Here is a 23,532-nt window from a genome sequence, read left to right as displayed (position 1 = left end):
GCCGCCGCTACTTCAGGTCGACCTCGCCGATCCGCTCCGCGCCCAGCGCCTGCTGGAGCAGCTGCACCGCCTGCTGCTCGCTGGTCTGCCGCGCGGTCTTCTCGTCGACCACCTCGTCGAGCGGTTCGTCGCCCGGGTCGAAGCCCTCGTAGTTGACGGTCGGGGCGCTGGCCTGGCTGGCGACGGGTGCACCGCCCCGCCGGGCCGGGCCGTCGTACTCGGGGTCGTAGGGCGGTTCACCGGCCCAGTCCTGGTCCGCCGTCTGCCCCCCTGCCGGTCGGGCACCCCGACCGGCCGCCGCCGCCCGAGCGGCCGCGAGTCCGCTGCCCGGGGCCGCCCGGCCGGCCGGTACGCCAGCTGAGGCCGATCCGTTGGCGGCGCCACCGGGCTGTGGGCTGCCGCCGTTGACGACGCCGCCCCGCAACGCACCGTTGCCACCGGCACCGCCGTTGGGAGCACCGCCGTTCGCGCCGACCGGGCTCGTCGGGGCCGGGCCGGGGCTCGACGTACCGCTGTTTCCGGCCCCGCCGGGCGGGGTCGGCTCCGGCCAGTCGTCGGCGGCGGCAATCGACGCGGTGGGGGTCGCGGCGGCGCCGCCCGGGCGGGCCGGTTCCGGCCAGCTGTCGTCGTCGGCGGAGCCGGACGACGTACCCGGGGTGGACGGGCGCTGGCCGCCACCGGCCCGGTCGCGGGCACCGTCGGCGGCCGGGCGGGACGGTGTCGGGTTCGGTGCCGGACGGGCGGGCGGCGGGGCGGCCGGAGCTGACCGGGCCGGGGCACCCGCCGGAGTCACCCCGCCCTGGGCGCCGGCCACCTCGCAGCGGATCTGCCAGCGAACCCCGAGTTCCTCGTAGAGGGCGTCGGTGATCACGCTCGCCGAGTTGGTGAGCATCTGCGCCAGGATCTGCGACTTGACGGTCAGCACCAGGGTGTCACCGTCGACGTCCCGGACGACCGCGTCCCGCATCAGCGCCGCGATCTTCTTGTTACCCCGGTTGACCAGGCCGACGATGTCGGGCCAGGCCCGGCGTACGGCGGCGGCGTCCAGTTCACCGGTCGGTGCGGCGCCGGCCGGCTCCGGATCCGGGGTGACCGGGTCGGGCATCACCGCCTCCGGGGGCACCGACGGGCGCACCGGCTGCGGGGGCGCCGCCGGGGCCGGTGCGGGCCGGGGCACAGGGGCCACCGTGGCCGGCTCCGGGCTGGTCGCGGGGGCCACACTTCGACGTACGTCGGAAGGGGCCGGCGGGGGCGGCGGTGCGCTCGCGGCCCGCGGCGCCGGTGCCGTGTCGGCCTGGGCCGACGGCTGAGCGGCCATCGGAGCGGCCGGCAGCGGGGCCGGGTCGCCGGCGACGGAGAGCCGGCGTTCCATGCGTTCGAGGCGCTGCAGCAGGCTGCCGGTCGAGTCCTCGGCGCCGGGCAGCATCATCCGGGCGCAGATCAGTTCGAGCAGCAGGCGTGGGGCGGTCGTGCCGCGCATCTCGACCAGGCCGTTGTGCACGATGTCGGCGCAACGGGACAGCGTCGCGGGGCCGAGCCGTTCGGCCTGGGCGGCCATCCGTTCCAGCTGGTCGGCGGGGCCGTCGACGAGGCCCTTGGCGACCGCGTCCGGCACCTGGCGCAGGATGATCAGGTCGCGTAGGCGTTCGAGCAGGTCGGAGGCGAACCGGCGCGGGTCGTGCCCGGCCTCGGCGACCCGGTCGATGGTGGCGTACGCGGCGGCGCCGTCCCCGGCGGCGAGCGCGTCGCACATCTCGTCGATGAGCGCCGAGTCGGTGACGCCGAGCAGGGCGACCGCGCGGGAGTAGCTGACCCCCTCCGGGCCGGCGCCGGCGATCAGCTGGTCGAGCACACTCAGGCTGTCCCGGGCACTGCCGCCACCGGCCCGGACCACGAGTGGAAAGACCGCCGGTTCGATCTTGACGTCTTCCGCCTCGGCGAGCTGCTCCAGGTACGGCCGCAGCACACCCGGCGGAATGAGCCGGAACGGGTAGTGGTGGGTCCGCGACTTGATCGTGCCGAGGACCTTGTCCGGTTCGGTGGTGGCGAAGATGAACTTGACGTACTCCGGCGGCTCCTCGACCAGTTTGAGCAGGGCGTTGAAGCCCTGGGTCGAGACCATGTGCGCCTCGTCGATCACATAGATCTTGAAGCGGCTGCTGGCGGGGGCGAAGAACGCGCGTTCGCGCAGTTCACGGGCGTCGTCGACGCCACCGTGGCTGGCCGCGTCGATCTCGATGACGTCGATCGAGCCGGCGCCGTCGGCGGCCAGGCTCTTGCAGGAGTCGCAGACGCCGCAGGGCTCCGGGGTCGGCCCCTGCTCGCAGTTGAGGGAGCGGGCCAGGATCCGGGCGCTGGAGGTCTTGCCGCAGCCACGCGGGCCGGAGAAGAGGTAGGCATGGTTCAGCCGACCGGTGCGTAACGCCTGTGACAGTGGCTCGGTGACGTGCTCCTGGCCGATGACCTCGGCGAACGTGCGGGGCCGGTACTTGCGGTAGAGCGCCAGTGCCACCCGTCCCGCCTCCTCTCGACCGAGCCATTCTCCACCCGGCGGCATCGTGCCGCGTGCCAGGCTGTCACGCGCGCCCGACGATTTCCACGTCGATCATGCGTCGCCCGGCCTCGCCGATCACGTGGGCTACCCTCGCCGGGGCGCGGGCTGATCGGTCCCGGCCCGGCCCGTCGCCGGTCGGCCAACCCGACGGGTACGTCGTACCGGCCGCGTTTACCTGGTCAGACCGGACATCGGGGGCACAAAAAGGCCTCCCGTGCACCTGGCAGAGCTCGCTTATCCTTGCTGCCTTCCGGCCCTGGGGAGGTTCACGAGGTACCACCGCACGGGAGGTGGCTCAAGTGTACCCGGGCCTGCCGGTGGATCTCCCGGGGGCAGGTGGTGTGGGCCACAGCCGGAGAACCTGTACGATGTCCGACGGAGGATTCGCCTAGAGGCCTAGGGCGCACGCTTGGAAAGCGTGTTGGGTTAACACCCTCACGAGTTCGAATCTCGTATCCTCCGCTCGCACCACGAGCAGCATAAACGCCCGGCGGGTCCCACTCCGGACCTCCCGGGCGTTTCGCGTTCCGGCTACCTACCTGGTCTGCTCGCCGAGGCGATCGGGGCGGATGACGAGGGCGCCGACAGTCCCGTTGCCCCACACCGTCGTGTTGAGCATCGCGGGCTGGCGGCTCCCGAGCCGCCGCCCGAGCCGGTTTGACCCGCTCCAGGTCGAAAACGCGCCGACACCTCGTCGTACCCGGTCGTCCGTGCCGCCCGGCTTCCAAGAAGGACAGGCGTTCCATAGACGCAGGAAACGAAAAGGGTTACGATGCTTTCGATAAGGAGGCGAGTGCTCATGGGCAAGGCTGCACTGAAGGAAGAGACATACCTGCCAGAGGCCGATCGGCAACTCGCCGAGGTCTACGACTTCCTGAAGGCTCACGAGAGGGCCGGCCTAGGGCCCGTGGCACCGCGTTACTTCCTGGCCGGGGCAACTCCCGGCGATCGCGTCGAACTACCGGCCGAGATCTACGGAGCGCTTCGCCAGGTAGTTGAGGCTCTGCAGCAGGGTTATGCCGTCACGGTAGCCCCTCGCACTCATACCTTGACGACTCAGCAGGCGGCCGACCTGCTGGGGGTCAGCCGGCCAACTGTGGTGAAACTGCTCGACGAAGGCAAGATTCCATTTGAACGGGTGGGAACGCACCGTCGGGTCCTGCTACCCGATCTACTCGCCTACCGGGAGCGACGCAGAGCCGAGCAGTATGCCGCGCTTGAGTCGACGTCAGTGAGCATCGATGACGAAGAAGACCTTGACGCATCTCTGCGGCGGCTACGAGAGACCCGTCGCGTGGTCGCGCGTCGTCGAAGGGGCCTGACAGAATAGCCGCGTGTTCACGGCCCTCCTCGATACCTGTGTCCTCTGGCCGAGCCTGCAGCGCGACTTCCTGCTCTCACTCGCCGTGGAAGGCTTGTACCGTCCGGTATGGAACGTGGTCATCCTCGAAGAGCTCGAACACGAGGAGCGGGTGAAATGGATCGAGCGGGGGGAGGAAGACCTCGCCGCAGCCAAAAGGGCTCGACACCTTGTGAAGCAGATGCGGCAACACTTCGACGATGCTGAAGTGACCGGGTGGGAAGGCTTGGAGGGCACCTACGGCTTACCCGACCCAGACGATGAACATCTGGTAGCTGCCGCCTTCGTCGCCAACGCGGGGGCGATCGTCACGCACAACATCCGTGATCTTCCCCAAAGCAAAATGCCAGGCGGGTTGCAGGTCCTTCCGCCGCACGAGTTCGCGGCGAATACGGTAGCGGTCGATCCCGCGAGAGCACGGGCAGCCATCTCGGCGATAGCGGGGCGTTCAGGTAGGGCCGGACCCAGGCGGACCGAGGCGGAGATCTTGAAGATCCTCACCGAGCGCTACGGAATGGCCTCCGCGGTAGAGACGATGTTGGAGCTCGGTTGACATCCCGGCGCGACCAGCGCCGACTGCGCTACTACCGCGCCGCTAACCGCCCCTCTCTCCGGTCGGCGCCCGCCAGGCGACCACAGAAAGATGAGTGCGCCAAGCTCTTGCCTCGCTGTGCTGCAGCAGCAGACAAAGCCTGCCGAGAGTTTCCGGTCGGGACTAACCGCCGACCTCCGTCTTGAGCAGGCCGGCGTACGGCTGCGCCGGTCGTTCGAAGCAGGCACCCGAGACCCGCGATGCGGTTCCGGTCGGCGGCGAACGTCGATACCGATACCCGCACCACGCGATCAGTTCCTGTTAGCTGGTCGGACGCTCGTGGGGATGCGCCGTCACGATCACTCGACCGGTACGCGGTACAGCAGCTCGTACCGGTCGCCGGGAAATACGATGTCGGCGGTCTCGACGGGACGACCAGCGGCGTAGTACGTCCGCTCGACGACCAGGACGTACGAGCCACGGGACGGTAGGGCCAGCCGTTCGATCTCGTGGGTGTCGGCGGCCCGCGCGGTGACCCGCTCCGCGAACTCGTCGATCCGGACGCCGATCGTGTCGAACCGGGCCACCACGCCGACCGCCGGACCGTCCTCCGGCCGTTCGATTGCAGTGCCTGCGGTCAGGGACAACGGCTCCCACGACGTGGAAATCTGGATCGGCGAGTCATCGGCCAGATACCGGTAGTCCGTCCGCATCACCCGCGCACCCGGTTCGATCTCGAGTCTGGCGGCGATCCGTTCCTCCGCCACGTCGTGCCGGGACTCGTGCTCCCAGGTGGGCCGCTGTCCGGCGGCGGTAGCGTCCCGCACGAACGGTGACGTCGAACCGGCGGCTGAACGTAGATCGCGACCGGCGGCGTTGCGGGTGATGCGTCGGCTCTGTCGTACGTAGTTGCCGGATCCGCGCCGACCCTCGACAAGGCCCTCGCTTTTCAAAATGGACAGTGCCCATTTCACAACGGTGGTGGAGACGCCGTAGCGCTCTCGGAGCTTCGCCTCGGTCGGGAGTTTGTCGCCAGGCGCCAGGTCGCCGGCTCTGATCTGGTCGCGTAGCTCCGCAACGATGCGCAGGTACGCAGGATTTTCGGGCATGGTGAACCTGCCCCTCTCTCCGGTCTGCACCTGCCAGTCGACCACAGAAGATTGATGCTTGCGTTCCTGCGCCGCCGATATGAAGGCGGCGGCCAAAGCCTGCCGAGGCTTCGACCGGGACTAAACTCCAGTTTCGATCTTGAGTAGGCCGGCATACGGCTGCGCCGGCCGTTCGAAGCAGGCCCCTGAGACCCGTGACTCGACGGTCCGGACATGTCGGAAGCCCTGTCGTACGTAGTAGGCGTGTAGGCGGGGGTTGGTGGTCCAGGCGTCGAGCCTGAGCCAGGTCAATCCCGCGTCGTACGCACGCCCACCAGCCCAGTCGAGCATCTCGCCACCGAGTCCGCTGCCGGCGTTCTTTAACGGGATCATCATCTTGGCGGCATACAGGGCGTCGGCGGGATCGTCCTCCGGGTACCAGAGCGCATCAGGGTCGCGGTCGGGCTTCCAGAGTGAGTCCACGTCGACGTAGGCGGTCAGCGTGATGGTCGCCAACGGCGTTGAACCGTCCCACACCATCCAGGTCTGCCCAGCCGAGACCGTGGCGGCGACGGCAGAGCGAGGCAGCGGAATCGACCACTGGTCCTCGCCACGCCCAGCGAGCCAGTCGACCCGTTCTCGCCGCCAAGCCATGATGATGTCGACATCGACCATCCGCGCCGGCGTGATGATCAACGGTCGCCACCCGCCCTGAACCTCGCGATCACGTCGGCATCTCCGAGCGTGTACACAATGCGGTTCCGGTCGGCGGCGAACGTCGATACCGACACCCGCACCGCGCGCTCGGTCGTGAAGCCGGTCCGTACGTACGTGAGCACCGGCGTTCCCGTCGGCAGGGCGAGCAGCGAAGCCTCGGCCGGACGAGGCATGGCCGCGACGATCTCGTCCTCGTACGCCGTCTGGACGTACCCACGCTCGGCGAGCAGCCTGGTCGTGCCTTGCGGGACGTCATGCGGGGAGAGCAATTCCGGAATCTCCTGGCAGAGATCCATCGGATAGTAGGTGTCCTGGACGGACGAGATATTGCCGTTTACGGACCGGACGCAGCGTCGGACTGCGGCGTGCGATCCGTTCTCGACGCCGAGGCGCCGGGCATGGTCCGGCGGCAACGCCTCGATCCGCAGCTCGAACGTCTGCGTCGGCTCGTAGCCCTGCGCCCGGACCTCGCTGAACCAGGCGTCCGACTCGCTGTACGGGCCGGGCATCTCCGCACGGCTCGCATGGAAGTCCAGCGTCACCCGCTCGCGGACGACCATGCCGCCGGCTCGACCGGGCACACTCGCCACCAGACCCTCGTTGACGAGCAGTCCGGTGGCCAGGCGGATGGTGTTCCGACTGACGGCGTACTGGTCCTGAAGCTGGGTTTCGGACGGCAGGCGATCGCCGGGACGCAGCTCGCCAGAGAGGACCTTCGCGCGTAGCTCGTCGGCGATCTTCCGGTACAGCGGCTGCACGGCTCCACCCTCCCAAATTTGGTACCAACCAATCTAGCGATTGGCCTTGACGTCCATCGACACCCCTGCAATGGTTGGTACCAATCCAACCTTACCTAGCGTTCGAATTTGATCACCTGGGGTTGACATGACGCAGGCTGGCGAGATGGCGCGGGAGATGGAACGCATCAACCGAGCGCTTGAGGTGGCCCGGGTCCACATCGCTGGCCTCGACCAGGCCGACGGAGCCCGACTGCTTTCCGGGCGCGTCGCCCACTCACCTCTGCGCACCCTGCTGGAGCAGGCAGAACAGGCCTCCCAGCGGGTGACGACGTACCTACGGGATCAATCCCGCTCCTGAACTGGACGCGGCGGACGCGAACTATCCAGCCTCCGGCCGCGCCTGCCGCGTCCGCCTCCGGTCGGGACCGGTGTACTTCCCCCCGTACACCGGTCCCGGCCACCCACCAGCCGGGTGCAGCGGTCGGTGCTGCCCGAGGCCCGGCCGCCGCACCCCCACCAGCACTGGAGGTCCTGGGGATGAAGCTGTGGACACGGTGGCGTACCCGCCGCCGGGATCGGGTCGCCGCCGAAGCCGAACGCGCCGCCCGCGAACACGACGCCGCCGAGGCCGAGGCCGCGCGGCAGCGGGTGCTGGACCTGGCCCGCCGCCAGCGGTACGACCGCGACAACGACTCCGGCCATCGCACCTGGAGCTGGAACGGCCCGACCCTGATCCTCGACCTGCCATTGCTGACGTACGGGCAACGGCGGCTCTACCGGGTCGGACCATGTTGACCCGGCTCCGTCGCTGGTGCAGCCGCCGCACCGCAGCAGCGCAGCCACCCGCACGACGCTGGAACAGTCGACGCTGGGACCGCTACGGGCAGTGGCGATGAGCGACGACGACCGGCCCCCGATCGTCACACCGGCGGTCGAAATGCCGGACGTCCCCGAGGGGGCCCTGCTCCGACTCGGCCCCGGCGACTGGTCACACGGGGCGACGCTGCCCGTCGGGACGTACCTGAATCTCAGCCTGACCCGGATCCACCGCAACGTGACCCGCCAGGACGAGCAGGGTCTCTGGGTCTGGGTCGTCGGCCACGAGCACCCGGCCTGCACCTGGCCACACGTCGAAGCACACCCGCCCTGCCTGCAACTGATGGTCCGCCTCGACGTGCTGACCGAGGCGGCGAACCAGTGAGAACTCCTGCGAGTGCCCCACCTGCCGGGTGGCCCGATCGCAGGAAGCGCCCCCAGGGTGCCGGCGGCAACCGGTGACCCGACAGGACGCGACCGGCCCCGCCAGCCCGCACACCGTGGCTGGCGGGGCCGGTGGTCGAGGCGCGGGCCACCCGAACCTACCCGACGTTCCTCGTGCGGTGCTGGAAGGCCACCCGCAGCACGATCAGGGTGTACGCGCAGAGCATCGCGAGCCCGGCCCACCAGGGCAGCGGGAAGTATCCGGCCGACGGTGCGTAATGGGCGGTGACCTGCGGGAACTCCTCCACTGTCTGCTGGACGGCAAAGCCGGCGGCCGGGGTGAGTCGCAGCAGCCAGTCGGAGACCGCGTCGGGCAGGAGCGGGAACGCCGTGACGGCGTAGGGGAAGGCGACCAGCGACAGCCCGGCGAGGATCGCCGCCCAGCCCCGGCGCAGCCACACCCCGAGCCCGTACGCGAGCACGGCACAGAGCGCGAGTGCCGCCGCGACGCCGACGATCACCCGGGCGCCGGTCAGGATCGACACCGGTTGCACCGCGACGCCGTTGCCGCTCAGGATCACGGCGCCGACCGGGATGACAAGACCGACGGCGACCAGACCGGTAACCAAGGTGGCTGCCCCGACGACGGTCGCCCGGGCGGCGATCACCGGCCGGGCGAGCGGCTCGCGAGCTGTGCGGGCACCGTAGCGGGCCGCGACGACGAGCAGGACGATCAGCCCGATCACCAGGCCGAACAGGAGCTTCTCGACGCTCCGTGCGCCCTCCTCGCCGAGCGGCCCGATGTCGCCGGTGCCGCTGACCGTGATGACGCCGTTGCCCTCGACCGCTCCCGACCGGTTGTGGTGCTTCTCCCAGTCGGTCTGGTTCATCTCGCCGACCGGCTCGCTGTTCCACGCGCCGGTGGCACCGCCCTCGACGACGACGTTGTCGAAAACGCCGACGGCCTGGGTGAACCGGACCTCCTCGGTCGCGCCGCCGAGGCCGACCCTGCGGAGCGTGAGGTCGCCGGGGGAGGTCGCGAAGAGGCCGACCTGCACGATGTCCGGCAGCCCGTCGAGTTTCGCCGCCCCGACGGTGCGCCACCGCACGCCGTCGGTCGACTCCGCGCCGGTGATGGTGTCGCCCGACCGGGTCAGGCGCAGCCAGCGCGGGGACTCCGCCGAGACGCCGCCCGCGCTTCCGGCGACGTCGTGTGTGTAGTCGTGCTGGAAGCGCACGCCGTGGCTGCCGGTCATCATGAGCGCCGCGTATCGCGACCCCGGTCGTACGCCGTCCTTGACGATGATCCCGGCCTTCGCCCAGGGGACCAGCCCGGACACGATCTGGTCGTGGTTCGGCGGCGGGTAGGTGATCGTCCCGGTCATCGCGGTCAGCCGGACCGTGATGCTGCCCTCGCGGCCCAGGTCGCGATGCAGGAACCAGAATCTGTCGCCGACAACGGCACCGTCGCTGGCGACCGGAGTGACCGGGCACGGCCCCGGGCAGGACGACCGGTTGCCGGAGGCGTACAACAGGCCCAGCGCGATGATCGCGAGGACCACGGCGGCCAGGGCGGCCAGGCGGCCAGGGCTGCGGAACGCGGTCCATTCCCGCCGGAGGAGTTCGGTGCGCGACATGCCGTCGGTTCTACGGGTCGGCAGGTAACCCGGCCCGAACCGGCGTTGTCATGCTGTTGTTAGGTCCTCCGGGTCATGCTGGGGGCATGATCAGGCTGCCCAGCGGCACCGTGCGGGTGAGGTTCACGATCCTCTACGCCGTGGTGTTCCTCGTCTCCAATGCCGGGCTGCTCGGCCTGACCTTCCTGCTCACCAACGGCAGCGTCAGCAACGTGGTCCCCGCCGAAAATCCCCCCATCCAGGGCAGCCCTGGCGGGGCGCAACTGCGCATCCGGCAGTTGGAGGACCAGCTGGCCGCCGTACACACCCAGCAGGCTCGCCAACTGCTGGCCGGCTCGTTGGTGGCGCTGGTCGTGATGGCGGTCTTGTCGCTGCTGCTCGGCCGGGTGCTGGCCAGGCGCGTACTGCGCCCGCTGCGGCTCATCACCGACGCCACGCGGTCCATCTCCGCCGACAGCCTGGGGCGGCGACTGGCGGTCGACGGCCCGGCCGACGAGGTGAAGGATCTCGCGGACACCATCGACGAGCTGCTCGAACGGCTCGAGGCGTCGTTCGTCGCGCAGCGCCGATTTGTCGCCAACGCCTCCCACGAGCTGCGTACGCCGTTGGCGACGGTGCGGGCGTCACTGGACGTCGCGGTCGCCAAGCCCCAGCCGAGCCCTTCGACGGTGGCGCTCGCGAACCGGGTACGGCCACAGCTGGACCGGGTCGACCACCTGCTCGACGGACTCCTGGTGCTGGCCCGGGCACAGCACGGCGCGCTGCCCGACGCCGCCCCGGTCGACGTCGGTGACCTCGTCGCCGTGGCCCTGGGCGCCCGGTCCGGCGAGGTGGAGACGAAGGGGCTCCACCTGACCGTCGAGGTGCCGCCGGGAGCGGTGACCCGGGGCAGTCCGGCGCTGCTGGCGCGGCTGGTGGCCAACGTCGTCGACAACGCCGTGACCCACAACCAGAGCGGCGGCTGGATCCGGATCGCCGGGGACGCGGACGAGCGGCGGATCGTGCTGGTCGTCGAGACCGCCGGACCCGTCCTCGACCAGCGGGAGGTCGACCGGCTCGGGCGGCCGTTCGAGCGGCTGGGCGCCGAGCGGACCGGGTCCTCGGGACTCGGGCTGTCCATCGTGGCCGCTGTCGCCGCTGCCCACGGCGGCCGGCTCGCCCTGCTCGCCCGCCCGACGGGTGGGCTACGCGTGTCGATCACGCTGCCGGCAGCGCGGGCGTCGGTGCCGGCATGAGGATCCTCGTCGTCGAAGACGACCACGCCCTCGCCGAGGTGGTCGCGGAGGGGCTACGCGACCAGGGAATGGCCGTCGACCTCGCCCACGACGGGCTGACCGCCGCCGCCAAGCTCGACCTCACCGCGCACGACGTGGTGGTCCTGGACCGGGACCTGCCCGGACTCCACGGCGACACACTGTGCCGGATGATCACCGAGCGGGCGGACCGGCCGATGGTGCTGATGCTGACCGCGGCCAGCACGCCCGGCGACCGGGTCAGCGGGCTGACCCTGGGCGCGGACGACTATCTCGGCAAGCCCTTCCACTTCCCCGAACTGATTCTGCGCATCCGGGCACTGGCCCGGCGCAAGCCGGACGCGCGACCCCGGACACTGCGCGCGGCCGGAATCGAGCTGGATCCGGTACGCCGCACCGCCGTCCGCGATGGGCGTCAGCTCAACCTCTCGGTCAAGGAGTTCGCCGTGCTGGAGGCGCTGCTGCGGGCGAGCCCGGGTTTCCTGAGCAGCGAAAGCCTGCTCGAACAGGTCTGGGACGAGAACGCTGACCCGTTCACCAACACCGTCACCGTGACGGTGGGCCGACTGCGCCGCAAACTCGGCGAGCCGCCGGTCATCGCGACGACGCCCGGAATCGGCTACCGGGTCGCCGGTCCACCCAGCGACGGCGACCCAGGCGATTGATTCGAGTGTGCAGGTCCTCGCGACTCCTCCGGCCGCCGTCGTACCGCCACCGACAGGGTTGTGGCCAGAAGGGTTACCGCCAGCACGCCGACCGACTGGGCAAGGCGACCGATGCGCTGGCTGGTACAGCGTTCGTACGTACGCGCCCAGTAGTCGTCGGCGTAATCCTGTGGTCGTCCGATGTCGAGGGCGAAACTGTTGCCGCAGGACCTGTCCTCATGGTCGCCGGGCGCGGGTACGCGGATCGGCAGCAACAGCATCATCGCGACCACGACGGTACCCAGCAGCACGATCGGGAACGGGCTCAGCAGGGCGGCGTACCACGGCTTGGTCGTGGCGACTGCGGTAGTCATCTCGCCGAGGGTAGAACAGTCGCCTCCGGTACGGCGGAGCCCGACACGCCCGTCAGGTAATGGCCGAGTGGCGCCAGTCCCGGAATCGGCTCACCCCGCAACTGGAGTCGGCGTCAGAATGCGCCCCAGATGCCGAGTTGGAATCTTGGCGCCTGGTCGTCGCGCGTACAACGCTCAAATTCCAAGATCTCGGATCTTGTCGGAGGAAACCGGCAGCGGACGACGGCAGCACGCACCGGGCGGCCCGCCGGGACCTGCATCGCGGCAGTGGGGCGAAGGCAGCCCGACGAGTGCCGACAGCCAACCTGGCAGCAAAGACCGACATAGCCGCGCCATCCGGGCGGCGCACCCGAGCCGAACGGCCGCTTTTCGCCCACCGTACAGGCGAAACGACGCTGGTCACGGAACAGCACTGTCGAGATAGAGGACATAACGCAGCCCCACCCGAACTCGTTCGACGTTCGCCATTCGCCGTTTACCGGGTCGCCACGATTGATCCACTCCCATACGCTGTCGACCTCCCAACCAATCAGGAGGTCTGGTGCGGCGAAGCATTGCGGGGGTTTCGGCTCTGGCGTTTTTGGCCAGCCTGGGGCTCAGTGCTCCAGCCAGGGCGGCGGACGAGCCCCGAACCATCAAGCGGGACGGTCACAGCCTGCTCCACCAGCGGGTACCGCAGGAAAAGGCAGCCAAGAAGAAGTCGGCAAAGGCTGCTGCCGGTCTCACCCGGTCCGACTTCGACGGTGACGGGTACGACGACCTCGCGGCCAGCTCGAACGCCTACCAGTACACCGGGCCCGAGCAGCTCGACGGCATGGTCGTCATCCAGTACTCGACCGCACCGCAGGTCGACTACGTGTACGGGGTCGATCCGCCCGACGGTGACGGCGGCAACTTCGGCGACGCGTTGGCCACCGGCGACTTCAACGGCGACGGCTACGACGACCTGGCGGTCGGCGCCCCGAACGAGTTGGACTGGCTGAACGGGACCCAGGCCGGCGCGGTCTGGGTCGTCCCCGGCAGCAGCAACGGCCTCGCGTTCGAGCTGTCCACCTACTTCGACCAGAGCTCGCCCGGCGTTCCGGGCGGATCGGAGAACCGCGACTGGTTCGGGTCCGCGCTCGCGACCGGCGACCTCAACGGCGACGGCAATGACGACCTGGCGATCGGCGCGTACGGAGAGGCGATCGGCAGCAAGACGTCGGCCGGCTCGGTCACCCTCCTCTACGGCAGCGCCAGCGGCCTCACCGACAGCGGTGCCCAGGACCTCTACCAGGACCAGGGCCACGTTCCCGGCGGCAGCGAGACCAACGACAACTTCGGCTACAGCCTGGCGATCGGCGACGTGACCGGCGACGGGTACGCCGACCTGGCCGTCGGCGCACCGCGGGAGAACGAGAACACGGGCGACCCCGGCAGCGGCACGGTCAACCTGATGCGGGGCTCGGCGAGCGGGATCTCCACCACCGGCGCCACCTCGGCCGACGGTTGGGCGATCAAGTCGGCGACCGGCACCGCGGACACCACCGCCCGGACGTTGGGTACCGCTCTGGCGATCGGCGACGTGAACGGCGACGGGCTCGGCGACGTCATCACCGGTGCCCCCGGTTCGCAGACCCCGCACACCAACGGCGGGCTGATCGCGGCCTTCACCGGCCGCACCAACGGCATCGCCAGCAGCGCCGTAGTGGTGATCGGCCAGCGTACCGCCGGGGTGTCGGGAGAGCCCGAGACCGGGGACCGGTTCGGCGCCACCCTCTCGACCGGTGACGTGACCGGTGACGGCCTGGCCGACGTACTGGTCGGCGCTCCGGGTGAGGCGATCGGCTCGGCGACCGGCGCCGGCGTGATCACCCTGCTCAAGGGCACCAGCGGCGGACTTACCGGCGACGGCTCGCAGTCGTTCGACCAGAACCACGAGGTCGTCCCGGGTGGCTCGGAGGCAGGTGACCGGTTCGGTGGTTCCCTCGCACTGCTGAACTGGGACGGCCTCGGCGGGCTGGACGCGGTCGTCGCGGCGGCCGGCGAGGCGGTCGGCGGCGACCCCTCCGGCCGGGCGTCCGGCTCCATCTCCGTGTTCCAGGACTCCAGCAGCGGGCTCGTACCGCAGGCCATCTCGGTCAACGGCCAGGACCTGCAGGCCGACTTCGTCTGGCCGCTGGACTACGGCTTCGAGATCGCCGGCCCGCAGGGCGGCGTACCGAGGGGCTGACGCCGGGTGGTGGCGACCGGGTGCATCCACCGATCACCCGGTCGCCACCGTCGGTCCACTTCCCTAACATCTCGGGTCGTCCACAGCGAGCGGGGGTTCTGGTGCGTCGGACAATCGCAGGCATGTCCGTGCTGGCCGTGCTGGCCGGACTGACCATCAGTGCCCCCGCCCGCGCGGCGGACGAGGTGCTGACCATCACCCGCGAGGGTGTGACTCTCCAGTTCCACCGGGTGCCGAAGGCCAGCACTCCGGTGACCGGGACCGGTGTCACCCGGTCGGACTTCGACGGCGACGGCGTGGACGACATCGCGGCCAGTGGCGTTCCCGAATACCACCACGGACTTCCGCACTTCCCGACCGGGGTGACCGTGGTCCGCTACTCGTCCGCGCCGCAGGTCGACTACCTCGCGGACGTTCTGACCGGAATCGGTGGCAACTACTTCGGGATCGCGCTCGCTGCCGGGGACTTCGACGGCGACGGCTACGACGATCTGGCGATCGGAGACTCCGGCGAGCGGCACCCCGACAAGCAGACCCACGCCAGCGGCGGTGTCTGGGTCATCCCGGGGAGCAGCACCGGGCTGGTTCCCGACTCCGCCAGCCACTTCAGCCAAAGCTCGCCGGGCATCCCCGGCGAGCCCGAGGAGTACGACTACTTCGGTGCGGCCCTCGCGACCGGTGACCTCAACGGCGACAACCGCGACGACCTGGCGATCGGCTCGTACGGCGAGGGGATCGGAAGCGCGGCGGGGGCCGGTTCGGTGGCCGTCCTCCTCGGCAGCGCGACCGGCCTCACCACCACCGGCGTCCAGGACATCTACCAGGACCAGGCGGCGGTACCCGGGGCGAGCGAGCCCAGGGACAGTTTCGGCTACGCGCTCGCGATCGGCAGGGTCAACAACGACCGGTACGCCGACCTGGTGATCGCCGGTCCGCACGAGAACGAGAACACCCGCGCCGACGGCAGTGGCACCGTCGTTCTGATGTGGGGCTCGGCCGCCGGGGTGTCCACCACCGGTGTCACCTCGGTCGACGGCTGGGGCATCCACGGGGCGCTGGACCGCACCGACAACTACGCCTGGTCCCTCGGCAACGACCTCGCGGTCGGCGACGTGAACGGTGACGGGCTCGGCGAGGTGATCGCCGGCGCGCCCCGCGCCCAGACCCCGCACATCGCTGGCGGCCTCGTCGCGGTCTTCACCGGCCGCACCTCCGGCATCTCCAACGGCGCGGTACGGGTCATCAACCAGCGCACCAGCGGCGTACCGGGCGAGCCCGAGGAGTTCGACCGCTTCGGAGAGACGGTCGCGGCCGGTGACGTGACCGGCGACGGCCGGGCCGACGTACTGGTCGGCACTCCCGGCGAGGGCCTCGGCTCGGCCACCTCCGCCGGCGTCGTCACCCTGCTCAAGGGCTCCGCCTCCGGCCTCACCGGCACCGGCGCCCAATCCTTCGACCAGAACCACCCGGACATCCCCGGCGGAGCCGAGAAGAGCGACTTCTTCGGCTCCTCTGTCGCGTTGCTGAACCTCGACGGCCGCGGCGGCCTCGACGCCCTGGTGGCGGCACCGTCCGAGGAGGTGGGTGGTGACGTCGCGGACCAACCATCCGGAGCCCTGTACCCCTTCTACGGCTCCACCAACGGACTCGTACCGCAGCCGACCTCGACGAACGGCCTGGACCTGCGCACCGACCGCGTCTGGCCACTCCGCTACGGCCTCGAGATCGGCGGACCGCAGGGCGGCTTCGCGGGTTACTGAACAACCGGGTGTGGCAACTGCCGACCCACCCATCCGGCCTGTCGTTGACCGACACCAAACGGGGGTTCCCCGGCGAGGAAAGATCGCCCGCTTCTCGGCCCTCGCCGTGTCGGCCAGCCTGGGGCGTTGAAATCGCCGGTCGGCATCCCCCGTTTACCTGGTCGCCACCGTCGGTCCACTCCCCTAACATGTCGGAGCGTTTACAACGAGCGGGGGATCTCCGGTGCGTCGAAGGATTGCGGGCATGTCGGTGCTGGCCGTGCTGGTCGGGCTGACAACCAGTGCCCCGGCACGGGCGGTGGAGGGCGCGCGGGCGGCGGAGGAGATCCGCAGCGTCACCCGGGACGGTTTTGTCCTCCAGCTCTACCGGGTGCCGGTGACGGCCAGCCCGATGACCGGGGCCGGCGCCACCCGATCCGACTTCGACGGTGACGGCGTCGACGACATCGCGGCCGCCGCAGTCCCGCACTACCGGATCGATCTGCCCGAGAGTTCGGCCGGGATCGTGGTCGTGCACTACTCGTCGGCGCCGCAGGTCGACTACCTCACCGGTTCCGCCCTCTCCGGCAGCGGCTGCTGCTTCGGTACCCCGGTGGTGGCCGGCGACTTCGACGGGGACGGCTACGACGACCTGGCGATCGGTGACCCGGACGAGGTGGATCGCGGCAACCGGGCCGAGGGCGGCGGGGTTTGGATCATCCCGGGCAGCCCGTCCGGCCTTGTGCTCGATTCGGCGAGCCACGTCAACCAGAGCTCGCCCGGCGTACCCGGCGAGTCGGAGACCAAGGACTGGTTCGGCGGAGCGCTCGCCGCCGGCGACCTCAACGGCGACGGCCGCGACGACCTGGCGATCGGCGCGTACGGAGAGGCGATCGGCAGCAAGACGGAGGCCGGCGCGGTCACCGTGCTGTTCGGCAGCCCGACCGGCATCACCACCACCGGCGCCCAGGACATCCACCAGGACCAGGCCGCCGTCCCCGGCGGCTCCGAGCGCAACGACATGTTCGGTTTCGGGCTCGCGATCGGCAGGGTCAACAACGACCGGTACGCCGACCTGGCCATCGCCTCGCCCAACGAGAACGACGAGCCGAACGGCAGCGGCGCGGTCGCCCTGATCTGGGGTTCGGCGGGCGGGATGTCGACCACCGGCGCCACCTCGGTCACCGGCGTGGACCTGTACCAGGGGATGCCGGAAGCCGGCACCACCGTCCGTCGCCTGGGCGAGGCACTGGCCATCGGTGACGTGAACGGCGACGGGCTCGGCGAGGTGATCGCCGGGGCACCCAGCTCCACGACCCCGAACGTCACCGGCGGTCTGGTCGTGGCCTTCACCGGCCGGTCCGGCGGCCTGTCCAGGGACGCGGTCCGGGTCGTCACCCAGCGCACGTCCGGTGTACCGGGCGAGCCCGAGGGCGGTGACTGGTTCGGCGCCCGGCTCGCGGTCGGCGACGTGACCGGCGACGGTCGGGCGGACGTCCTGGTCGGCACCCCCGGCGAGGCCCTCGGTTCGGCCACCGGCGCGGGTGTGGTCACCCTGCTCAAGGGTTCCGCCGCCGGCCTCACCGGCACCGGCGCCCAGTCCTTCGACCAGAACGACCCGATCGTCCCCGGCGGGGCCGAGGCCGGTGACAGGTTCGGCGGTTCGGTCGCCCTGCTCAACCTGGACGGTGTTGGCGGGCTGGACGCCCTGGTCGCGGCCCCCGGCGAAGAGGTGAACGGCGACGACGCCGGCTGGGGTTCCGGCTCCACGTACCGGTTCCACGGCTCCGGTGGCGGGCTCGTCCCGCAGCCGACCTCGACCAACGGCGCCGGTCTGCGTACCGACCGGATCTGGCCGCAGCAGTATGGCCTGCACCTGGTCGGCGCGCAGGGCGGGCACACCCCGTACTGAGTCGACGTGCCGATCAGCTCGATAGGCGACCGGGCAGTTGTTGATCCACTTATCCAGCCTGTCGGTCACCGGCAGCGAACAGGGGATGTCATGCGTCGACGAATCGCCGGCTTCTCGGCTCTGGCCGTCGCGGCCAGCCTGGGGTTGACCACCCCGGCGAGGGCTGCGGACGAGTTCCGGACGATCACCCGGGACGGGGTCATCCTGCAGTACCAGCGGGTGGCGAAGGCGACCAGTCCGGGCACCGGCAGCGGACCCACCCGTTCCGACTTCGACGGCGACGGCATCGACGACATCGCGGCGAGCAGCGACCCGGGCGACCCGAATCTGCCGCACCACCCGACCGGGGTGGTCGTGGTGCGTTACTCGTCCGCCCCACAGGTCGACTACTTCATGGGGGTACTGAACGAGAGCGGCTGTGGCTGCTTCGGCATCTCCCAGGTGGCCGGCGACTTCAACCACGACGGCTACGACGACCTGGCGATCGGTGACGCCGACGAGGTGGATCCGGGCAACCAGGCCCACGCCGGCGGGGTCTGGATCATCCCGGGCAGCAGCACCGGCCTGGTCGTCGACCTGGCCCGGCACGTCAACCAGAGCTCGCCCGGTGTCCCCGGCGACCCGGAGAACTACGACTGGTTCGGTGCCGCGCTCGCCGCCGGGGACCTCAACGGCGACGGTTACGACGACCTGGCCGTCGGCGCGTACCGGGAGTCGATCGGCAGCGCGTCCGAGGCGGGTTCGGTGACCGTGCTGTTCGGCGGGTCGACCGGCATCACCACCACCGGCGTACAGGACATCCACCAGGACCAGGCGGCGGTGCCCGGCGGCGCCGAGCGCAACGACCACTTCGGCTTCACGCTCGCGATCGGCAGGGTCAACACCGACGGGTACGCCGACCTGGCCATCGGCTCCCCGCACGAGAACGACGGATCGGGCGACGACGGCAGCGGCACCGTCGTCCTGATGTGGGGCTCGGCCGGCGGGGTGTCGACCACCGGCGTCACGTCGGTGACCGGCTGGGGGATCTACCCGTCGACCGGTAGTCAGGAGACCATCGCCTGGTATCTGGGTGAGACCCTCGCGATCGGTGACGTGAACGGCGACGGGCTCGGCGAGGTGGTGGTCGGAGCCCCCGGCGCCCAGACCCCGCACCTCCGTGGTGGCCTGCTCGCGGTCTTCACCGGACGCACCGCCGGAATCTCCAACAGCGCGGTACGGGTGATCACCCAGCGCACCTCGGGTGTGCCGGGTGACCCCGAGGACGGGGACAACTTCGCGGGCGCGCTGGCGGTCGGTGACGTGACCGGCGACGGCCGGGCGGACGTCCTGGTCGGCACGCATGGCGAGGCGATCGGTTCGGCGGTCCGGGCCGGCGTGATCACCCTGCTCAAGGGTTCCGCCTCCGGACTCACCGGCACCGGCGCCCAGTCGTTCGACCAGAACGACCCGGTCATCCCCGGTGGATCCGAACGCAACGACGTCTTCGGTGGCTCCGTTGCCCTGCTGAACCTGGACGGCACCGGCGGGCTGGACGCCGTCGTGTCGGCGGCCGGCGAGGAGGTCGGCGGCGACCCGGCCGGCTACCCGTCCGGCGCCCTGTATCCGTTCCACGGGTCGGGCACCGGGCTCGTACCGCAGGCCAGCTCGACGAACGGCCTGGACCTGCGTACCGACCGGATCTGGCCGCAGCGGTACGGCCTCAAGATCGCGGGACCGCAGAGCGGCGTCCCGCTGCCCTGACCGCGAAGCTCCACTGTGCAGCCACTTGCCGACGCGACGGTCGACCGTCAACGGAAACCGGAGGTTCTGATGCGAGCAAGGCTTGCCGGCGTCTCCGCGCTGGCCCTGGTGGCCAGCCTGGGGATCAGCACCCCGGTGCAGGCGGCGGACGACGTCCGGCTCGTCACCCGGGACGGTGTCGGCCTCCAGTACCACTGGGTGCCGAAGGCGACCACCCCGGTCACCGGGTCAGGTGCCACCCGGTCCGACTTCGACGGTGACGGCGTCGACGACATCGCGGCCACCTCCGACCTGTCGCTGCCCACCTGGAACAGCCTGCCGTACAACTCCACCGGTCTGGTCGTGGTGCGCTACTCGTCCACGCCGCGGGTCGACTACCTGACCGGTACCACCGAGGGCGGCGGCTGCGGTTGCTTCGGCCGCGCGGTCGCGACCGGGGACTTCAACGCCGACGGCTACGACGACCTGGTGATCGGCGACTCGGACGAGGTCGATCCGGGTAACCAGACCCGGGCCGGCGGGGTCTGGATCCTCCCGGGTAGCAGCACCGGGCTGGTGGTCGATGCCGCCGGGCACATCAACCAGCGTTCCCCCGGCATACCTGGCGAGCCGGAGAACCTCGACCGGTTCGGCGTGGCGCTCGCGGCCGGCGACATCAACGGCGACGGGTACGACGACCTCGCGATCGGCGCGGAGGGGGAGGCGATCGGCAGCAAGGTCGAGGCCGGCTCGGTGACCGTCGTCTTCGGCAGCGCGAGCGGTATCACCACGACCGGGGCCCAGGACCTCTACCAGGATCAGACCGCCGTGCCGGGCGCCTCCGAGCGGAACGACCGGTTCGGCTCCGGCCTGGCGATCGGCCGGGTCAACAACGACCGCTACGCCGACCTGGTGATCGGCGCTCCGCTCGAGAACGACATGGTGAGCCCGGAGGGCAGTGGCTCGGTCGCCCTGCTGTGGGGTTCGGCGGGCGGGGTGTCGACCAGCGGGGCCACCTCGGCCACCGGCTGGGGCATCTATCCGGCAACCGGCGACGCGAACACCGTGGCCTGGTACCTGGGCTCACCCTTGGCGATCGGCGACGTGAACGGTGACGGGCTCGGCGAGGTGGTCGTCGGGGTGCCCGACGCGCAGACCCCGGGCATCTACGGCGGTGTCCTCGCGGTCTTCACCGGTCGGACCGCCGGCCTCTCCGACAAGGCGGTACGGGTCATCAGCCAGCGCACGGCGGGAATCCCGGGCGAGCCCGAGCAGGACGACCGGTTCGGTGCGAGGGTCGCAACCGGTGACGTCACCGGCGACGGCCGGGCGGATGTGCTGGTCAGCGCACCGGGCGAGGCGCTCGGTTCGAACACCGGAGCCGGGGTGGTCACCCTGCTGAAGGGCTCGGCCGCTGGTCTCACCGGGACGGGTGCCCAGTCGTTCGACCAGAACGACCCGGTGATCCCGGGTGGCGCGGAACGCGACGACAGGTTCGGTGCCTCCATCGCCCTGCTGAACCTCGACGGCACCGGCGGGCTGGACGCGGTGGTCGCGGCGAGCGGGGAGGTGGTCAGTGGTTTCGACTGGCCGTCCGGCTCCACGTACGTCTTCCACGGCTCGGCTGGCGGTCTGGTGCCCCAGCCCACCTCGACGAACGGGATGGATCTGCGGACCGACCGGCTCTGGCCGCACCGGTACGGTCTCCGGCTCGCCGGTCCGCAGGGCGAGGGCGCGTACTACTGAACCCCCGCGACGGGTTCAGTCGAGGCAGCGGAGGGCGACCTCGGCGGACCGCGTCAGGGTCTCCCGGTCCGGGTTGATCGCTGCCATCACCCGGAGCCCCTGCAGGCTCGCGACCAGGAAGTGGGCCAGGTCGTTGGCGTTCCGGTCGACCGGGATCTGGCCCCGTAGCTGCGCCTCGGCGATGACGTCGAACAGTGCGAGTGCCAGTGCCTGGGTGGTCGACCGGAGCCGTTGGGCGACCTGGAGGTCGAGGTGCGCCCGTTCCATGGCCGCGCCGACGATCAGGCAGGCCTGGCGACGGCCGTCCTGGACGATCTCGTCGACGGTGCCGACGAACATCTCCCGGATCACGTCGCGGGCGTTGGTGCCGGAGCGGAGCAGTTCGGCCAGGGGTGCCGCGTACTGCCGCCGGTAGAGGTCGAGGACGGCCAGGTAGATGCCCTCCTTGCTGCCGAAGGCCGCGTAGAGGGAGCCGCTGCCGAGGCCGGTCGCCTCGGTCAGGTCGCGCATCGACGTACCCTCGTAGCCCTTGCGGCAGAAGACCTCCAGGGCGGCGCCGACCGCGACGTCAAGGTCGAATTCTCGGGTCCGTGCCATCATCCCAGGGTACGTCGATCTGGAACGACCAACAAACTATCGTGCCGCTCGGCTCGGCCGGCTCCCCCGGTCTGCGTTCGGGGGCCGCGATCGTCCCTGTCACCCTCCCCCTGTGCCCTCCTCGCCGGGCTGCCGACAACCCGCAGGCTGTCGCCGCCCTGCAGCGTCGGAGACGCGGAGTCCAGGCTCTGCCGGCGCGCTGGCGCCCCAGGCTGAGCCAAACCATCGCCGGTGACCCGACTCACGATTATTGGTCGATCGCTCCAGATACCGTACGGTTGCCTGCGCCGCCCTGTAAGCCAATCCCCATCCAGGGCGACATTTCGGATACGAGCCTCATTCCACGACAGATCACGCAACCATTGATCCATGATCGGCAGAGGAGCAGCATGACCCCGGTAGGCGTAGGCATCATCGGCCCCGGTGCGTGGGCCTCGAACTCACACATCCCGGTGATCGCGGCGTCGCCGTCGTTCGAACTGCGTGCGGTCAGCACCTCCCGACGCAGCTCGGCCGAGGCCGCCGCGGCCAAGCACGGCGTACCCGGCTACGACAACCACCAGGAGCTGATCAACCACCCCGGTGTCGACCTGGTGGTCGTCACCACGCGGGTCGCCCAGCACTTCGAGCTGATCTCCGCAGCGCTCCGGGCCGGCAAGATGGTCTACAGCGAGTGGCCACTCGCCAACGGACTGGCCGAGGCCGACCAGCTCGCCGAGCTGGCCCGGACGACCGGCGTCCGTACCGTGGTCGGACTCCAGGGCCGGTACGCCCCCGAGGTTCAGCACGCCCGGGACCTGATCCAGGGCGGATATCTCGGCAGGGTCCTCGGCACCACCATGGTCGGCTCCGGCATGGTCTGGGGTGGCGAGGTGGCCAGCCACGGTCAGGCGTACTGGTTCGACAAGAGCCAGGGCGCCACCGCGCTCACCTCCGCCGCGCTGCACGCCCTCGACCCGTTCCACTTCGTACTCGGCGAGTTCGACTCGGTGGCGGCGAACCTCGTCGTCGGCCGTACCGAGGCGACCGTTCTCGAGGACGGCAGCCGCATCCCCGTCACCGCACCCGACCAGGTCGCCATCATCGGCACCCTGACCTCCGGCGCGGCCGCCTCGGTCTTCTACCGGGGCGGCACGTCCCGGGGCGACAACTTCCGTTGGGAGATCAACGGCACCGAGGGTGACCTCGTCCTGACCGCTGACTGGGGAAACGTGCAGGTCGCCCAGCTCACCCTGGCCGGCGGCCGGGGCACCGACAGCACCGTCGCGCCGATCGAGGTGCCGGCCTCGTACACCGAGGGTGTGCCCGCCGGACTGACCGGCATGCCGACCGGCAGCATCGCGAAGCTCTACGCGCAGCTGGCCCGGGACCTGGCCGAGGGCACCCGGACCGTACCCGACTTCGCACACGCCCTGACCCGGCACCGGTTCGTCGACGCCGTCGAGCGCTCGTCGGCCACCGGCACCACCCAGTCCCTGCGGTGAACAACTCACCGGACGAGCGGA

The 23,532-nt window shown here is 70.5% G+C and carries 20 protein-coding genes, 1 tRNA gene and 1 other RNA gene; 14 read left to right on the top strand and 8 right to left on the bottom strand.

The window, feature by feature from the left end; genetic code table 11:
• Window positions 1–7: 7 nt before the first annotated feature.
• Together ABGB05_RS02175 and ffs are read right to left on the bottom strand one after the other, a co-directional pair.
• Window positions 8–2,512, bottom strand: coding sequence for a DNA polymerase III subunit gamma and tau (locus ABGB05_RS02175; RefSeq protein WP_347651409.1), 2,505 nt, complete (start codon window positions 2,510–2,512; stop codon window positions 8–10).
• Between the two features lie 245 nt (window positions 2,513–2,757).
• Window positions 2,758–2,847, bottom strand: an RNA gene (gene ffs / locus ABGB05_RS02170) — signal recognition particle sRNA small type.
• Between the two features lie 84 nt (window positions 2,848–2,931).
• Between ffs and ABGB05_RS02165 the strand changes: the two genes are divergently transcribed.
• From ABGB05_RS02165 to ABGB05_RS02155, 3 genes are all read left to right on the top strand, one after another.
• Window positions 2,932–3,016: transfer RNA gene (locus tag ABGB05_RS02165), tRNA-Ser, on the top strand.
• A gap of 337 nt (window positions 3,017–3,353) precedes the next feature.
• Window positions 3,354–3,884 (top strand): helix-turn-helix domain-containing protein, encoded by a 531-nt coding sequence (locus tag ABGB05_RS02160; RefSeq protein ID WP_347651408.1) that lies wholly within the window; start codon window positions 3,354–3,356, stop codon window positions 3,882–3,884.
• A gap of 4 nt (window positions 3,885–3,888) precedes the next feature.
• Window positions 3,889–4,467, top strand: coding sequence for a PIN domain-containing protein (locus tag ABGB05_RS02155; RefSeq protein ID WP_347651407.1), 579 nt, complete (start codon window positions 3,889–3,891; stop codon window positions 4,465–4,467).
• 338 nt (window positions 4,468–4,805) lie between these two features.
• Here the strand turns inward: ABGB05_RS02155 and ABGB05_RS02150 are convergent, their stop codons facing one another.
• From ABGB05_RS02150 to ABGB05_RS02140, 3 genes are all read right to left on the bottom strand, one after another.
• On the bottom strand, window positions 4,806–5,273 hold the full coding sequence (locus ABGB05_RS02150) for a UTRA domain-containing protein (protein WP_347651406.1): 468 nt from the start codon (window positions 5,271–5,273) through the stop codon (window positions 4,806–4,808).
• A 402-nt stretch (window positions 5,274–5,675) separates the two neighbouring features.
• Window positions 5,676–6,230 (bottom strand): GCN5 family acetyltransferase, encoded by a 555-nt coding sequence (locus tag ABGB05_RS02145; RefSeq protein ID WP_347651405.1) that lies wholly within the window; start codon window positions 6,228–6,230, stop codon window positions 5,676–5,678.
• Window positions 6,227–7,009 (bottom strand): GntR family transcriptional regulator, encoded by a 783-nt coding sequence (locus tag ABGB05_RS02140; RefSeq protein ID WP_347651404.1) that lies wholly within the window; start codon window positions 7,007–7,009, stop codon window positions 6,227–6,229. The genes ABGB05_RS02145 and ABGB05_RS02140 overlap by 4 nt, the downstream gene beginning before the upstream one ends.
• A gap of 127 nt (window positions 7,010–7,136) precedes the next feature.
• Here ABGB05_RS02140 and ABGB05_RS02135 point away from each other — a divergent pair, with 127 nt between their 5' ends.
• The 3 genes from ABGB05_RS02135 (at window position 7,137) to ABGB05_RS02125 (ending at window position 8,192) form a co-directional block, all read left to right on the top strand.
• Window positions 7,137–7,349, top strand: coding sequence for a hypothetical protein (locus ABGB05_RS02135; RefSeq protein ID WP_347651403.1), 213 nt, complete (start codon window positions 7,137–7,139; stop codon window positions 7,347–7,349).
• A 179-nt stretch (window positions 7,350–7,528) separates the two neighbouring features.
• Window positions 7,529–7,786, top strand: coding sequence for a hypothetical protein (locus tag ABGB05_RS02130; RefSeq protein WP_347651402.1), 258 nt, complete (start codon window positions 7,529–7,531; stop codon window positions 7,784–7,786).
• A 97-nt stretch (window positions 7,787–7,883) separates the two neighbouring features.
• Window positions 7,884–8,192 (top strand): hypothetical protein, encoded by a 309-nt coding sequence (locus ABGB05_RS02125; protein WP_347651401.1) that lies wholly within the window; start codon window positions 7,884–7,886, stop codon window positions 8,190–8,192.
• A 157-nt stretch (window positions 8,193–8,349) separates the two neighbouring features.
• Here ABGB05_RS02125 and ABGB05_RS02120 read toward each other — a convergent pair whose 3' ends face one another.
• Window positions 8,350–9,828: a hypothetical protein gene (locus tag ABGB05_RS02120; RefSeq protein WP_347651400.1), complete on the bottom strand. Its 1,479-nt coding sequence runs from the start codon at window positions 9,826–9,828 to the stop codon at window positions 8,350–8,352.
• Between the two features lie 86 nt (window positions 9,829–9,914).
• On the opposite strand from ABGB05_RS02120, the gene ABGB05_RS02115 reads away from it, so the two are divergent.
• Window positions 9,915–11,063: a HAMP domain-containing sensor histidine kinase gene (locus ABGB05_RS02115; protein ID WP_347651399.1), complete on the top strand. Its 1,149-nt coding sequence runs from the start codon at window positions 9,915–9,917 to the stop codon at window positions 11,061–11,063.
• A complete protein-coding gene (locus ABGB05_RS02110; protein WP_347651398.1) occupies window positions 11,060–11,746 on the top strand; it encodes a response regulator transcription factor in 687 nt (228 codons plus the stop codon). The genes ABGB05_RS02115 and ABGB05_RS02110 overlap by 4 nt, the downstream gene beginning before the upstream one ends.
• Here the strand turns inward: ABGB05_RS02110 and ABGB05_RS02105 are convergent.
• Window positions 11,701–12,099 carry a hypothetical protein gene (locus ABGB05_RS02105; RefSeq protein ID WP_347651397.1) on the bottom strand — a complete coding sequence of 133 codons (399 nt, stop codon included), beginning with the start codon at window positions 12,097–12,099 and terminating at the stop codon, window positions 11,701–11,703. The genes ABGB05_RS02110 and ABGB05_RS02105 overlap by 46 nt on opposite strands.
• A gap of 541 nt (window positions 12,100–12,640) precedes the next feature.
• Between ABGB05_RS02105 and ABGB05_RS02100 the strand changes: the two genes are divergently transcribed.
• The 5 genes from ABGB05_RS02100 (at window position 12,641) to ABGB05_RS02080 (ending at window position 21,430) form a co-directional block, all read left to right on the top strand.
• Window positions 12,641–14,311 (top strand): FG-GAP repeat protein, encoded by a 1,671-nt coding sequence (locus ABGB05_RS02100; protein WP_347651396.1) that lies wholly within the window; start codon window positions 12,641–12,643, stop codon window positions 14,309–14,311.
• Window positions 14,312–14,433: 122 nt separating this feature from the next.
• Entirely contained in the window at window positions 14,434–16,071 is a 1,638-nt protein-coding gene (locus ABGB05_RS02095; RefSeq protein ID WP_347651395.1) for an FG-GAP repeat protein, read from the top strand.
• A 244-nt stretch (window positions 16,072–16,315) separates the two neighbouring features.
• Window positions 16,316–17,962, top strand: a complete 1,647-nt coding sequence (locus tag ABGB05_RS02090) for a hypothetical protein (protein WP_347651394.1) — start codon at window positions 16,316–16,318, stop codon at window positions 17,960–17,962.
• Window positions 17,963–18,052: 90 nt separating this feature from the next.
• The gene (locus ABGB05_RS02085) at window positions 18,053–19,705 is read left to right on the top strand and encodes a hypothetical protein (RefSeq protein WP_347651393.1); all 1,653 of its coding nucleotides are present in this window, start codon (window positions 18,053–18,055) and stop codon (window positions 19,703–19,705) included.
• Between the two features lie 69 nt (window positions 19,706–19,774).
• Window positions 19,775–21,430, top strand: a complete 1,656-nt coding sequence (locus ABGB05_RS02080; RefSeq protein WP_347651392.1) for a hypothetical protein — start codon at window positions 19,775–19,777, stop codon at window positions 21,428–21,430.
• 15 nt (window positions 21,431–21,445) lie between these two features.
• On the opposite strand, the gene ABGB05_RS02075 is transcribed toward ABGB05_RS02080, so the two are convergent.
• A complete protein-coding gene (locus ABGB05_RS02075) occupies window positions 21,446–22,027 on the bottom strand; it encodes a TetR/AcrR family transcriptional regulator (protein ID WP_347651391.1) in 582 nt (193 codons plus the stop codon).
• Window positions 22,028–22,416: 389 nt separating this feature from the next.
• Between ABGB05_RS02075 and ABGB05_RS02070 the strand changes: the two genes are divergently transcribed.
• Complete coding sequence (locus tag ABGB05_RS02070; RefSeq protein WP_347651390.1) at window positions 22,417–23,511, top strand: Gfo/Idh/MocA family oxidoreductase; 1,095 nt, start codon at window positions 22,417–22,419, stop codon at window positions 23,509–23,511.
• The last annotated feature ends 21 nt before the right edge of the window (window positions 23,512–23,532 follow it).

This window comes from Plantactinospora sp. B5E13 (genome assembly GCF_039871775.1).
Classification (GTDB): Bacteria; Actinomycetota; Actinomycetes; order Mycobacteriales; family Micromonosporaceae; genus Plantactinospora.
The sequence above is the reverse complement of the archived record's forward strand: the minus strand, read 5'-3'. Positions and strand labels throughout refer to the sequence as shown.